The following is a 13,135-nucleotide window of genomic DNA, read 5'->3' as shown; positions in this document are numbered from 1 at the left end:
CCGGCCCGGCTCCATGACCACTCGGGGCCGGGCCGCTGGTGCGACCAGGCCTCCGAGCGGCGTGAGGCCTGTCAACCGCGCCGATACTAGGACAACGAAAGACCCAGACCATAGAAGCAACCGGGCTGCGGCCCGAGGAAGGCAGAGCTGCTATGAGCATGTTCGGCGCCGTCGACCTGTCCAGTCTCGCCCCCGCCAAACCTGCCGGCTCTACCGGTGGTACCCCGAGCCCCGCCACCAAGGGCCCCGCGGGAGCCTCCGGCCTGCCGGTGCCGCTCGTCGTCGACGTCGATGCCTCCAGCCTGCGCGACGTCGCCGAGGTCTCGACCCAGGTCCCCGTCATCGTCGTCCTGCACAGCCCGCGCAGCCAGGCCAGTGCTGATCTCGCCACCGTCCTGGAACAGCTCGCCGGACAGTACGCCGGCCGCTTCCAGCTGGCGCGCGTGAACGTGGATGCCGCCCCGGAGGTCGCTCAGGCCCTCCAGGCTCAGGCCGTTCCCACCGTCGTGGCCCTCATCGCGGGCCAGCCGGTGCCGATGTTCCAGGGGACGGTGCCTCAGGAGCAGGTGCGCTCGGTCATCGACCAGCTGCTGGAGGTGGCGGCCGCCAACGGTGTCGACGGCACCATCGCCGTCGACGGCGCAGCCGGCGCTGACACTGAGGTCGAGCCCGAGGAGACCGAGGTCGAGCGGGCCGCCCGCGAGGCCATCGAGGCCGGGGACTTCGCCGCCGCCGAGGAGGTGTACACCCACGCCATTGCCCAGAACCCGGGCGACGACGACCTCAAGGTGGCCCGCAACCAGGTGCGTCTCATGGCCCGCCTGGACGGCCAGGACCCCCATCAGCTCCTTGCGGCGGCCGACGCCGCTCCCACGGATCTGGCCGCGGCCCTGGCCGGCGCCGACGCCGCCCTGGCCCTGGGGGATGTCAACGCCGCTCTGGGCCGAGCCCTGGAGGCCGTGCGTACCCACACGGGGGAGGAGCGGGAGACGGCCCGGCTGCGACTGCTCGAGCTCTTCGAGGTCATCGGCTCCACCTCCCCGGAGGTCGCCCAGGCCCGCCGCCGCCTGGCCACCATGCTCTACTGAGCCTCGATGGGTCCCGCTGAGGGCCTGGCAGTCCGGCGCACCAAGCACATACGAGCGCCCCTCGCCAGTGCGGTGAGGGGCGCTCGTATGTGCCTTGACGATCAGGCGATCGGCTCGGGATCGATCTTCCAGACCTCGCGGGCGTAGTCGCTGATAGTGCGGTCGGAGGAGAAGCGGCCCGAGCGGGTGATGTTCACCCAGGCCTTGCGCTGCCAGGCGCGGGTGTCCGCGTAGTCGGCCGCCATGGCGTCCTTGGTCTCGCGGTAGGAGGCGAAGTCGCCCAGGACGTAGTAGACGTCGGCGGGCTCGTAGGAGGCCTCCAGCAGGCTGCGGCGCAGATCGGCGAACCAGCCCGAGCCGTTGTCATCGAGGGTTCCGTCGGTGAAGGCGTCCAGGACGCGCTTGAGACCGGGGACGTTCTCGTAGTGCCACACGGGGTCGTAGCTCTCGCGCAGGGAGGGCAGCTCGTCCTCGGTGGCGCCGAAGATGTAGGCGTTGTCGTCCCCGACGGCCTCCAGGATCTCCACGTTGGCGCCGTCGAGCGTGCCCAGGGTCAGGGCCCCGTTCATCATGAACTTCATGTTGGAGGTGCCCGAGGCCTCCTTACCTGCCATCGAGATCTGCTCGGAGACGTCGGCGGCCGGGATGATGTGCTCGGCCGGGGAGACGTTGTAGTTGTGGACGAAGACGACCTTGATGGTCTGGGAGACCACGGGGTCGTTGTTGACCAGGTCGGCGATGGCGTTGATGAGCTTGATGACGCCCTTGGCCCGGATGTACCCGGGAGCCGCCTTCGCCCCGAAGATGAAGACCCGCTTGGGGACCTGCAGGCTCGGGTCCTGCTTCATGCGGAAGTAGAGGTCCAGGATGTAGATGGCGTTGAGCAGCTGGCGCTTGTACTCGTGGAGGCGCTTGATCTGGACGTCGAAGATCGCCTCCGGGTCGATCTCGACCCCCTCGCGACGGGCGATCCAGGCGGCGAAGTCCGCCTTGTTGGCGTGCTTGATCTCCGCCAGGCGGTCGTAGACGGACTCGTCCACGGAGTCGGTGTGCTCGGCCAGGACGGAGAGGTCCTTGACCCAGGTGTCCGAGCCGGTGACCTCGTCCAGGAGCGCCGACAGGCGCGGGTTGCACTGGCGCAGCCAGCGACGCGGGGTGACGCCGTTGGTCTTGTTGTTGAAGCGCTCGGGCCAGATGGCGTGCCACTCGCCCAGGGTCTCGCGCTTGATGATCTCGGTGTGCAGCGCGGCGACGCCGTTGATGGAGTAGGAGGCGTAGCAGGCGATCCACGCCATGCGCACCTTGTCCCCGGAGATGGGGGCCATGTAGTCGATGGTGCCCTGCTCCAGGCCGCGCTCGGCCATCTCGAGGCGGAAGCGGCGGTCGATCTCGCGAACGATCTCGGTGATGCGCGGGAAGAGACGGTCGAAGATGGAGATCTCCCAGGTCTCCAGGGCCTCGGCCAGCACCGTGTGGTTGGTGTAGGCGAAGGTCTTGGTGACCACCTCCCAGGCCTGCTCCCAGCCCAGGTGGTGCTCGTCCAGGAGGATGCGCATCAGCTCGGGGATGGCGAGTACCGGGTGGGTGTCGTTGAGCTGGATGGCGTTGTAGTCGGCGAAGCCGGACAGGTCCTCACCGTGGTGGCTGACGTAGTTCTCAACGATCTGCTGCAGGGAGGCCGAGCAGAAGAAGTACTGCTGGCGCACCCGCAGGACCTTGCCCTCGTAGGTGGTGTCGTTGGGGTAGAGGACACGGGAGATGTCCGAGGTGCGCTCGCGCTCGACGATGGCCTCGGTGAAGCGCTGGGAGTTGAAGGCGTCGTAGTCGAACTCCTCAAGCGGCTCGGCCTTCCACAGGCGCAGGGTCCCCACGTTCCTGGTGCCGTAGCCGGTGATGGGCATGTCGTAGGGGATGGCGCGCACGGTCATGTCCTGGTAGCGCACCAGGCGCTGGGCCTCCTCGTGGCGGATGACGAAGGGGTAGCCCTCCTCCATCCAGGGGTCGGGGTGCTCGGTCTGGAAGCCGTCTTCGAAGAGCTGCTTGAACAGCCCGTAGCGGTAGAGGATGCCGAAGCCGTTGACCGGCAGGTCGAGGGTGGCGCAGGAGTCGAGGAAACAGGCGGCCAGGCGTCCCAGACCGCCGTTGCCCAGAGCGGCGTCGGGCTCCTGCTCCAGGACGTCGGTGAGGTTGACTCCGAAGGAATCGACGGTCTCGCGCGCCTCGTCGACCATCCCCAGGTTGGAGAGGTTGTTGAGCAGAGCGCGGCCCATGAGGAACTCGGCGGAGAAGTAGTGCTCCTGGCGTCCGGCGCTGTACCTCTGCTCGGTGGCGTACCAGTCGTCCGCGATGGTGTCGACGACGGCGGCGGACAGGCCCTGCCAGACCTCCATGAGGGTGGCTGCGGTCTCGGGCCGACCGGATACGGCGCGCACCTGCGCGGGGGCGCTCGTGACCAGCTTCTGTGTCATTCTTCTTCCCTTGTCAGGCATCGTGGTCGCCGACTGCAAGACTCTTGCATCGGACTGAAACATCGTACATCGACGGGGCCGGACCGACCGGAGCGCGCAGGGAGCACAGGGCACCGGAGGCCGCGCGCCTGTGCGAGACAAGGCCCAGACTACCGGCTCATAGGTGATGGCGGAGGGTCGAGTTCAAGGTTCTGATCACGTTATGGGCATCAGACCGCGGTGGGGCGAGAGGCTCATGCCCCTCACCCCACCGCGGTGCGTGGTTTCAGCTCGGGTCAGTCCTGAGCCGGACGCAGGAAGACCGCTCCCATTGGGGGGACTCGCAGGCGCACCGAGGCCGGGCGCCCGTTCCAGGGCAGGTCCTCGGCCTCGACACGGCCCAGGTTGCCCACGCCGGAGCCTCCGTACTCCTCGGAGTCGGTGTTGAGGACCTCCTCCCAGTCCCCGGCGAAGGGCAGGCCCACCCGGTAGCCCTCGTGCGGGGTGCCGGCGAAGTTGACGATGCAGACCATCAGGTCGGCCCGCCCGTCGGCGTCGGTCCCCTTGCGCAGGTAGGACAGGACGTTGTGGTCGCCGTCGCCGGCCTCGATCCACTCGAATCCCCGGTGGGAGAAGTCCTCTGACCACAGGGCCGGCGAGCTCAGGTAGAGGCGGTTGAGGTCACTGACCAGGGAGAGCAGCCCCTGGTGGCCGGGGTCATCCAGGATCCACCAGTCCAGGGACGTGTCCGCGTTCCACTCGGTTCCCTGCCCGAACTCCTGCCCCATGAACAGCAGCTGCTTGCCGGGGTGGGACCACTGGTAGGCGTACAGGGTGCGCAGGCCCGCCAGCTCCTGCCAGGGGTCGCCGGGCATCTTGGACAGCAGGGAGCCCTTGCCGTGGACGACCTCATCGTGGCTCAGCGGCAGGATGAACTGCTCGGAGAAGGCGTAGACGAGGGAGAAGGTCAGCTCGCCGTGGTGGTAGCGGCGGTTGACCGGGTCCTCCGCGAGGTAGCGCAGGGTGTCGTTCATCCAGCCCATGTTCCACTTCAGTCCGAAGCCCAGGCCGCCGTACTCGGTGGGGGCGGTGACGCCCGGCCACGCCGTGGACTCCTCGGCGGCCATGATGATGCCGGGGTTCTTGCGGTAGGCGGTGGCGGTGGCCTCCTGCAGGAAGCTGATGGCCTCCAGGTGCTCGCGGCCACCGAACTGGTTGGGGTGCCACTGGCCGTCCTGGCGCGAGTAGTCCAGGTAGAGCATGGAGGCCACGGCGTCGACGCGCAGACCGTCGGCGTGGAACTCCTGGAGCCAGTAGAGGGCGTTGGCGACGAGGAAGTTGCGCACCTCGTTGCGTCCGAAGTTGAACACGTAGGTGCCCCAGTCGGGGTGCTCGCCGCGCTGAGGGTCTGGGTCCTCGTACAGCGGGGTGCCGTCGAAGCGGGCCAGGGCCCACTCGTCCTTGGGGAAGTGGGCGGGCACCCAGTCCAGGATGACGCCGATGCCGGCCTGGTGGAGCTGGTCCACCAGGTAGCGGAAGTCGTCCGGGGTGCCGAAGCGCGAGGTGGGTGCGTAGTAGCTGGTGACCTGGTAGCCCCAGGAGCCGCCGAAGGGGTGCTCGGCCACCGGCAGGAACTCCACGTGGGTGAAGCCGGCCTCCTTGACGTAGGGGACCAGCTCCTTGGCCAGACCACGGAAGCCCAGTCCCTGGCGCCACGAACCGATGTGGACCTCGTAGATGCTCATCGGTCCGCTGTGGGGGTCGGTGGTGGCGCGCTTGGCCATCCACTCCTGGTCCTCCCACTCGTGGAACTGGTCGGTGACCACCGAGGCGGTGGCCGGGGGGACCTCGGTGGCGCGGGCCATCGGGTCGGCCTTCTGGTGCCAGGACCCGTCGGCGAAGCAGATCTCGAACTTGTAGCGCGCACCGACTCCGACGCCGGGCACGAACAGCTCCCACACGCCGGAGGAGCCCAGGGAGCGCATGGCGGTGGCCGTGCCGTCCCAGTAGTTGAAGTCGCCGACGACGCGTACGGCGCGGGCGTTGGGGGCCCACACGGCGAAGGCGGTTCCCTCGACCTCACCCATGGGGCCGTCATAGTGCTTGACGTGGGCGCCCAGGACCTCCCACAGCTCCTCGTGGCGGCCCTCGGAGATGAGGTAGGTGTCCATCTCGCCCAGAGTGGGCATGTAGCGGTAGGGGTCGTCGACGGTGGTGGTCTCGTCGCCGTAAGTGACCTTGATGCGGTAGTCGGGGACCTCCTGGCCGGGCAGGACCGCCACCCAGACGCCGTCCTGCTCGTGGGTGGCCGGGTGGGTGCCGTCCTTGGTGACGACGACGACGTCGTCGGCCAGGTGGCGGACGGTGCGGATGGTGACTCCGTTCTCGCCGACGTGGGCGCCCAGGACCTCGTGCGGGTCGTGGTAGCGCGCGTAGGCGACGTCAGCCAGGATCCAGGGGTCAACGGGGACGGGGGCGAGGTCGGCCGGGGCCTCGGGGCCGAGGTCCTTCTCAGGGGTGTTGGCGCTCATACAGCAACTCTTCCATGCGTTGGTGATTAACGGGTGCTTTTGGACGTCGAACCGATGGGAATGCGGGGGATGGAGGATCGTTGCGTGCTCAGCCCTCCGTGTGCGTGGACAGGACCGACTCGATCCCCGCCATGGGGATGCCCAGCCAGTCGGGACGGTTACGGGCCTCGTAGACGGCCTCGTAGAGGGCCTTGTCCAGCTCCAGGCAGGTCAGGACCGTCTGGTACGAGGCCTCGGCCTGCTCCTGGTCGCCGGATGCCGCTGGCGACGGGGTGAGCGAGCCGGTCTCCTGGCGTCCCAGGCGGTAGCCCTCCTCGAAGGCGGAGCGCACGGCGGGGAGCCAGTCGGGGTGAGGTGCCTTGCCCACGGCGGCGGCGTAGTCGAAGGAGCGCAGCATGCCGGCCACGTCCCGGGCCGGCAGGTCGGGGTCGGAGCGCTGGGCCAGGGGGCGCAGGGGCTCGCCCTCGAAGTCCAGGACGTACCAGCGCTGCTGGCCGCCGATCTCGTGAAGCACCTGCCCCAGGTGGTAGTCGCCGTGGATGCGGGTGGCCGGCTCCAGGGCCTCGAGCGCCTCAAGCCGCTCCATGGTCTGCTCCACCTTGAGCTCCAGGGCTCGGATGTGCCCGGAGAGCTCGGGCACCTCCTCCAGCGCCCACCGGGCGCGCTTGCGCAGGGAGGCAGCGAGCTCGGTCGGCGTTGGCGGTCGGCTCGTGCCCAGGGAGGCGGCCAGGTGGTGGTGCATCTGCGCGGTCGTACGTCCCAGATCCCGGGCCAGCTCCACGGCCCGGGCCCGCACCGGTCCGTCGACGTCGTCGGTGGAGGCCAGTGAGCAGAACAGCTCGAAGCCGTCGTCGGCGCGGGGGACGAAGCTGCAGGCCACGGCCGAGTCGGTGGACTCCTCCAGGGCGGGCTGGCCGCAGCCGCCCATGCGCGTCCAGGTCATGGTGGACCAGGCCACCGGCGTGGGCACCCGGTCCCAGCCGCTGCGGGCCAGGGCCACCGACAGCTCCACGTCGGGATTGCGCCCGTGCTCCAGGACCCGCAGGAGCTTGACGATGAGGTCACCGGTGGCGGCGTCCTGCTCCCCAAGAGCCTCGGCGGGGTCGGAAGGGGCCGGCAGGATGACGGAGGTGTTGGACTGCTCCCCGGTGGTCACCCGCAGCCTCGGCGCCCGCTGGGCGATGGCCAGGGCTCCGGCCTCGCTCAGGACGGTGCCCGCCTTCAGCGTGCTCAGGGCCCAGGCCCGCCAGAAGGCCGGGTGGTGGGCGCCGTCGACGAGCGCCACCTGCGTGGGTGACCCCTGAGAGCCGGTGGTCACCAGCAGGCCGTGGTTGCCGGGGGCCTCACCGGGGGTGGCGAAGGAGTCGAGCGCCTCGGCGGCCTCCAGGACCACGGGCACGTGCAGCAGCACCATCCCGTCATGGTGACCGGTCTCGGCCTGGTTGCCCCGCAGGGCGGCGATGACGAGGTCGCGCACCCCCGCCTCCGGCTCCCAGGAGGCGATGATGCGCAGGGAACCCAGCGGCGGTGCGGCATCCCCCTTGAGGGGGAACCATCGCCGCTGAAGCATCCACGGTCCCAGTGCCGCCAGGATATCTGCGTCACTGGGCCAGGTCGACGGCGCCTGGGCGCTGCGCAGGGACCGTTCCTGCAGTGTGGCGGGCTGCGGTGCGGCGGGCTGTGGTATGGCGGAGATCGGCTCGTGGGGCATCAGACTTCCTCGGTCGGGTGGTTCTCGTGATCGCCCTCAGGGGCGTCGTCGGGGTCGGTCCTGTCGACGGACAGCCAGTAGTATCCGCGCGCACCCAGCGTCAGGGTGAGGCGGCCGCGGTCGTCGACGGGAGGGAAGGCGCAGCCCCCGAACAGGTCCGTGGTGCCCTTGCCCGCCAGCTCGGGAACCTCGATCGTCACCGATCGGGGGGTGGAGGAGAGGTTGGCGACGCACAGGAGGGTCTCGGCCCCCTCCACCGCGGCCTCGTCGCAACGCGTGTGCGCCAGGACGGCGTCGTCACTGGTGGGGCGCAGCAGGAAGCTCCCGCGCCCCAGTACGGGGTGGGCGCGGCGCAGGTGCAGGATCCGCCGAGTGAAGTGCAGCAGCGAGTCCGGCCGGGCCATCTCGGTGGCCACCGTCAGGTGCGCGTAGCCGGGGGCCTGGATGAGCGGAAGCGTCAACGCACCGGGATCGACCACGGAGGAGAAACCCATGTTGGGGGAGTCGTCCCACTGCATGGGGGTGCGCACGGCGTCGCGGTCCTCAAGCCAGATGTTCTCACCCATGCCGATCTCGTCGCCGTAGTAGAGGCAGGGACTGCCCGGCAGCGACAGGAGCAGGGCGTAGGCCAGCTCCACCTCGGCGCGTGAGGCGTCCAGGAGCGGCGCCAGTCGGCGTCGGATCCCGATGTTGGCGCGCATGCGCTCCTCGGGGGCGTACCAGGCGTACATCTGGTCGCGCTCGGCGTCGGTGACCATCTCCAGGGTCAGCTCATCGTGGTTGCGCAGGAAGGTCCCCCACTGCCCGTGAGCGGGAATGTCGGGGGTCTTCTCCAGCACCCAGCGGATGGCCTCGGCCGAGCCCTGCCGCAACGCGTAGAAGATGCGCGGCATGACCGGGAAGTGGAAGCACATGGTGCACTCTGGCGCCTCCTCGGTGCCGAAGTACTCCACGACGTCCTCGGGCCACTGGTTGGCCTCGGCCAGCGTGATGGTCCCGGGGAACTCCCGGTCGAGCATCTCGCGGATCCCAGCGATGATCTCGTGGGTGCCGGGCAGGTTCTCGCAGCTGGTGCCCTCCGACTCGGTCAGGTAGGGGATGGCGTCGAGACGGAAGCCATCCACCCCGGTGCGCGCCCAGAAGCGGATGACGTCGTGGATCGCCTCGATGACCGCAGGGTTGCGGTAGTTGAGATCGGGCTGGTGGGAGAAGAAGCGGTGCCAGTAGAACTGGCCGCGCTCGACGTCGTAGGCCCAGTTGGACTCCTCGGTGTCCACGAAGATGATGCGGGCGTCGTCGTAGCCGGAGTCGTCGTCGGCCCACACGTAGAAGTCCCCGTAAGGACCCTCGGGGTCCGAGCGGGAGGCCTGGAACCACGGGTGGGCGTCCGAGGTGTGGTTGACGACCATGTCGATGACGATGCGGATCCCGCGCTGGTGGGCCTGGTGGACCAGCTCCCGGAAGTCCTCCATCGTCCCGTAGCGCGGGTCGATGGCCGTGTAGTCGGAGATGTCGTAGCCGCCGTCACGGATGGGAGAGGGGTAGAAGGGCGGGATCCACACGCAGTCGACGCCCAGCCACGCCAGGTAGTCCAGCCGGGAGATGAGCCCGCGCAGGTCCCCGACGCCGTCGCCGTCGGAGTCCGCGAAGGAGCGCAGCAGCGCCTCGTAGAAGACCGCAGTGCGGAACCACTCGGGGTCCGGGCTCAGGCCGGGGCGGGCCTGAGCCGGCAGGGCCGGCACCCCGGGGATCGGCGGAGCCACCGCCAGCGGCATGGGGATCCCGCCGCTAGGGGTGGGGATCGCCGTCATCTGAGCCGCCACAGGGGCTGTGACGGGGACGCCCGCCGCAGGCTGGCTGAAGGTTCCGGCAGGCACCGCGGCCGGAACCTTGCTGCCGGTGGGCATCGGGGCAGTGCTCATCGGATCGGTGCTCACAGCGGCTCCACGGAGAAGACGTGAGCGGCCTGCCCGGCGAAGGGGTCGAGACGCACATAGTTCTGCCCCGACCACTCGTAGCTCGCGCCGGTGAGCTCGTCGCTCACCTTGACCACTGGGCGCGAGGCATCGACCCAGCCCGGCAGGCCCAGGGCCTCCAGGTTGAGGTAGACCTCGCCTGCCCGTGCTCCGTGCGGGTCGAGGTTGACCACCGTCAGGATGACGTCGTCCTTGCCCGTGGGGTTGTGGAAGGCGTCCACCCGCTTGGAGTAGGCGATGATCTGGTCATCGCTCGTGGGGTGGAAGTAGATGTCCCGCAGCTGGCGCAGCGCCGGGTGGGCCGCCCGGGCGGCGTTGAGGCGCGTGAGGAGGTCCTCGATGCCGTTGCGGCGAGCGGCCGCGAAGTCACGCGGCTTGAACTCGTACTTCTCGTTGTCGATCTGCTCCTCGTAGCCCGGGCGCGGCGTGGACTCGGCCAGCTCGTAGCCCGAGTAGATGCCCCAGGTCGGTGAGAGCGTGGCCGCCAGCACGGCGCGCAGCTTGAAGGCCGGCACCTTCCCGTTGGTCATGAAGGGGGTGAGGATGTCGTGCGTCGTGGGCCAGAAGGCCGGACGCAGCAGGTGGGCGGTGTCCTTGCTGAGCTCCATCATGTACTCGATGAGCTCTTCCTTGGTGTTGCGCCAGGCGAAGTAGGTGTAGGACTGGTGGAAGCCGATCATGCCCAGGGTGCGCATCATGGCCGGGCGGGTGAAGGCCTCGGCCAGGAACAGCACGTCGCGGGACTCGGCGTGGATCTCGGCGATGAGCCGCTGCCAGAAGGGCAGAGGCTTGGTGTGGGGGTTGTCCACCCGGAAGATCGTCACTCCGTGCGCGATCCAGGTACGCACGACCTCCAGGATCGCCTGATAGATGCCCTCGGGGTCGTTGTCGAAGTTGAGCGGATAGATGTCCTGGTACTTCTTGGGCGGGTTCTCGGCGTAGGCGATGGAGCCGTCGGCCAGGACCGTGAACCACTCGGGGTGCTCCGTCACCCACGGGTGGTCCGGGGAGCACTGGAGCGCCAGGTCCAGGGCCACCTCCATGCCCAGCTCGCGCGAGCGCGCCACCAGGGCGTCGAAGTCCTCGAAGGTGCCCAGGTCGGGGTGGATCGCGTCGTGACCACCGTCGGGGGAACCGATGCCGTAGGGGGAGCCGGGGTCGCCGGGACGGGCCGTCAGAGTGTTGTTGCGGCCCTTGCGGTTGGTCAGGCCGATGGGGGAGATGGGCGTGAGGTAGAGGACGTCGAAGCCCATGGCCGCGATGCGGTCCAGTCGCTCGGTCGCGCTGCGCAGCGTCCCCGAGTGCCAGGTACCGTCCTCGCCGGCCCCCGAGCCCAGCGAGCGCGGGAAGATCTCATACCAGGAGCCGGTCAGGGCGCGCTCGCGGTCCACCTGGAGGGGGTACTCGGCGGAGGGGGAGACGTGGTCGCGCAGCGGCAGTCGCTCCAGGGCGGTCTTGACCGAGTCGGACAGGCCCGCAGCCAGGCGGTCGGCCACGGGGTTGGAGGGGTCCCGCATGATCCACACGGCGTCGTTGAGGGCCTTGAGGCCCTCCTCGTCCCGTCCCTCGATGACCGCGGCCCGGTCCAGGACCCTGGCGCCCTCCTCCAGCATGAGCTCGACGTCGATGCCGGCGGGCACCTTGATGCCGGCGTCGTGACTCCAAGTGGCGTACGGGTCCGACCACCCCTCGACGCGGAAGCGCCAGTCCCCAGGGGCATCGGGCGCCAGGGAGGCCTCATAGCGGTCCAGGCCCGGGGCGATGTCGTGCATCCGGGCACTGGGGCCGTCAGTGCCGTCGGGACGCACCAGCACCGCGGTGGCGCCGTAGCGGTCGTGCCCCTCGCGGAAGACGGTGGCGCGGATCGGGATGACCTCGCCGACGACCGCCTTGGCCGGCCAGCGCCCATCCTCGACGACGGGGAAGACCTCGATCACCGGGATCCGGCCGATCAGCGAGAACGGGGCCGGCTGCGGAGCCGCAGAGGTCGCGGACGGGACCGATGGTGTGGCCTCCGTCCCGGTGCCCTGGGCAGATGCATCGGTGGGAGCGGCAGAGGACTTGGAGGGACGGGTGGACTGCTTCTTGCCGGCCTTCGGCGTCGTGTTCGGAGTCACAGGGGCAAGACTACGGTGAGAAACGACCTGAGTCACATGTCGGCTCGCAGGGCGCGGATCGGCCCGGTACGCGCGTCGCGAACCGGGCCGATCATGCGGTTGAGCCTGCGGGCTCAGCGGCAGAAAGGCCGTCAGTAGTTCATCTGCATGGCGGTGCGGACGTCGTCGAGCGTCCTGGTCGCGACCTCGTTGGCCCGGGCATTACCTTGCCCCAGCACGTCCAGGAGGTAGTCCTCGTTGGCCGCCAGCTCGGCGCGACGGGCCCGGATGGGGGCGAAGAACTCGTTGACTGCCTCCGTGGTGACCTTCTTGAGCGTGCCCGCGCCGCCGTCACCGATGCGCTCGGCGATCTCCTCGGGGGTGCCGGCCCCGCACAGGGAGGCCAGCATCAACAGGTTGGAGACCTCCGGCCGGTTGACCGGGTCGTAGGTGATGACGCGCTCGGAGTCCGTCTTGGCCTTCTTGAGGGCCTTGGCGGTCTCATCGGCGCTCATCCGCAGCTCGATCGTGTTGCGGCGCGACTTGCTCATCTTCTCCCCGTCCAGGCCCAGCAGCATTGGGGCCTCGCTGAGCAGCGCCTCAGGGCGGCGGAAGACCGGGTGCTCCTTGACGGCCCGCCCGTAGCGCTTGTCGAAGCGCTGGGCGATGAGCCGGGCCTGCTCCAGGTGGGGGAGCTGGTCCTTGCCCACGGGGACGAGATTGGCCTGGCAGAAGAGGATGTCGGTGGCCTGGTGGACCGGGTAGGTGAGCAGCAGGCCGCTCATGGCCCGCCCGTCGGTGGCCTCCAGCTCGGACTTCACCGTCGGGTTGCGGTGCAGCTCGGACTCGGTGACCAGGGACAGGAAGGGCAGCATCAGCTGGTTCTGGGCCGGGACCGCCGAGTGGGCGAAGATCGTCGAGCGCTGCGGGTCCACGCCCACCGCCAGGGCGTCGGTGACCAGGGACAGGACCCGCTCGCGAATGGGGCCGACGCCGTCGCGGTCGGTGATGACCTGGTAGTCGGCCACGAGGATCCAGGTGTCCACGCCCGCGTCCTGGATCGTCTTCCAGGAGTGCATGGTGCCGAAGTAGTGGCCCAGGTGCATGTTCCCGGTGGGACGGACCCCGGTGAACATCCGGTAGCGGCCGGGGTTGACGGCGATATCGGCCTCGATCTCGGCGGAGCGGGCGATCGATCGGGCCAGGGAGGCGTCATTGGTGGCGTTGGCCAGGGCCTCCTCGGCCGCGGTGGGGGTCTGAGTCATAACCTCATCCTAGGGGGTGCG

General features: G+C 69.3%; 7 protein-coding genes. 1 reads left to right on the top strand and 6 read right to left on the bottom strand.

Annotation, left to right across the window (positions count from 1 at the left end; all coding sequences use genetic code 11):
- Positions 1 to 152 precede the first annotated feature (152 nt).
- The gene (locus FBF36_RS09380) at positions 153 to 1,088 is read left to right on the top strand and encodes a tetratricopeptide repeat protein (RefSeq protein WP_009394188.1); all 936 of its coding nucleotides are present in this window, start codon (positions 153 to 155) and stop codon (positions 1,086 to 1,088) included.
- A 101-nt stretch (positions 1,089 to 1,189) separates the two neighbouring features.
- On the opposite strand, the gene FBF36_RS09375 is transcribed toward FBF36_RS09380, so the two are convergent.
- The 6 genes from FBF36_RS09375 to trpS all read right to left on the bottom strand — a co-directional run bounded on the left by FBF36_RS09375 (position 1,190) and on the right by trpS (position 13,114).
- A complete protein-coding gene (locus FBF36_RS09375; RefSeq protein ID WP_009394187.1) occupies positions 1,190 to 3,556 on the bottom strand; it encodes a glycogen/starch/alpha-glucan phosphorylase in 2,367 nt (788 codons plus the stop codon).
- Positions 3,557 to 3,831: 275 nt separating this feature from the next.
- Positions 3,832 to 6,066, bottom strand: coding sequence for a 1,4-alpha-glucan branching protein GlgB (glgB, locus tag FBF36_RS09370; RefSeq protein ID WP_009394186.1), 2,235 nt, complete (start codon positions 6,064 to 6,066; stop codon positions 3,832 to 3,834).
- A gap of 88 nt (positions 6,067 to 6,154) precedes the next feature.
- Complete coding sequence (locus tag FBF36_RS09365; protein ID WP_009394185.1) at positions 6,155 to 7,777, bottom strand: phosphotransferase; 1,623 nt, start codon at positions 7,775 to 7,777, stop codon at positions 6,155 to 6,157.
- Entirely contained in the window at positions 7,777 to 9,684 is a 1,908-nt protein-coding gene (treS, locus tag FBF36_RS09360) for a maltose alpha-D-glucosyltransferase (protein WP_034491347.1), read from the bottom strand. The genes FBF36_RS09365 and treS overlap by 1 nt, the downstream gene beginning before the upstream one ends.
- Before the next feature lie 26 nt (positions 9,685 to 9,710).
- Positions 9,711 to 11,870, bottom strand: coding sequence for an alpha-1,4-glucan--maltose-1-phosphate maltosyltransferase (locus tag FBF36_RS09355; RefSeq protein ID WP_269719376.1), 2,160 nt, complete (start codon positions 11,868 to 11,870; stop codon positions 9,711 to 9,713).
- 131 nt (positions 11,871 to 12,001) lie between these two features.
- Positions 12,002 to 13,114, bottom strand: coding sequence for a tryptophan--tRNA ligase (trpS, locus tag FBF36_RS09350; RefSeq protein ID WP_009394180.1), 1,113 nt, complete (start codon positions 13,112 to 13,114; stop codon positions 12,002 to 12,004).
- Positions 13,115 to 13,135: the final 21 nt, after the last annotated feature.

This window comes from Actinomyces sp. oral taxon 171 str. F0337, from assembly GCF_005696555.1.
GTDB classification, from domain to species: domain Bacteria; phylum Actinomycetota; class Actinomycetes; order Actinomycetales; family Actinomycetaceae; genus Actinomyces; species Actinomyces oris_E.
Note: the sequence above shows the minus strand (reverse complement) of the source record. Positions and strands in the feature narration are given on the sequence as shown.

What these genes read in the sequence shown, in the direction of transcription:
- FBF36_RS09380 (WP_009394188.1), top strand. Translation starts at nt 153, where the DNA reads ATGAGCATGTTCGGCGCCGTCGACCTGTCCAGTCTCGCCCCCGCCAAA.
- FBF36_RS09375 (WP_009394187.1), bottom strand. Translation starts at nt 3,556, where the DNA reads ATGACACAGAAGCTGGTCACGAGCGCCCCCGCGCAGGTGCGCGCCGTA.
- glgB (WP_009394186.1), bottom strand. Translation starts at nt 6,066, where the DNA reads ATGAGCGCCAACACCCCTGAGAAGGACCTCGGCCCCGAGGCCCCGGCC.
- FBF36_RS09365 (WP_009394185.1), bottom strand. Translation starts at nt 7,777, where the DNA reads ATGCCCCACGAGCCGATCTCCGCCATACCACAGCCCGCCGCACCGCAG.
- treS (WP_034491347.1), bottom strand. Translation starts at nt 9,684, where the DNA reads ATGCCCACCGGCAGCAAGGTTCCGGCCGCGGTGCCTGCCGGAACCTTC.
- trpS (WP_009394180.1), bottom strand. Translation starts at nt 13,114, where the DNA reads ATGACTCAGACCCCCACCGCGGCCGAGGAGGCCCTGGCCAACGCCACC.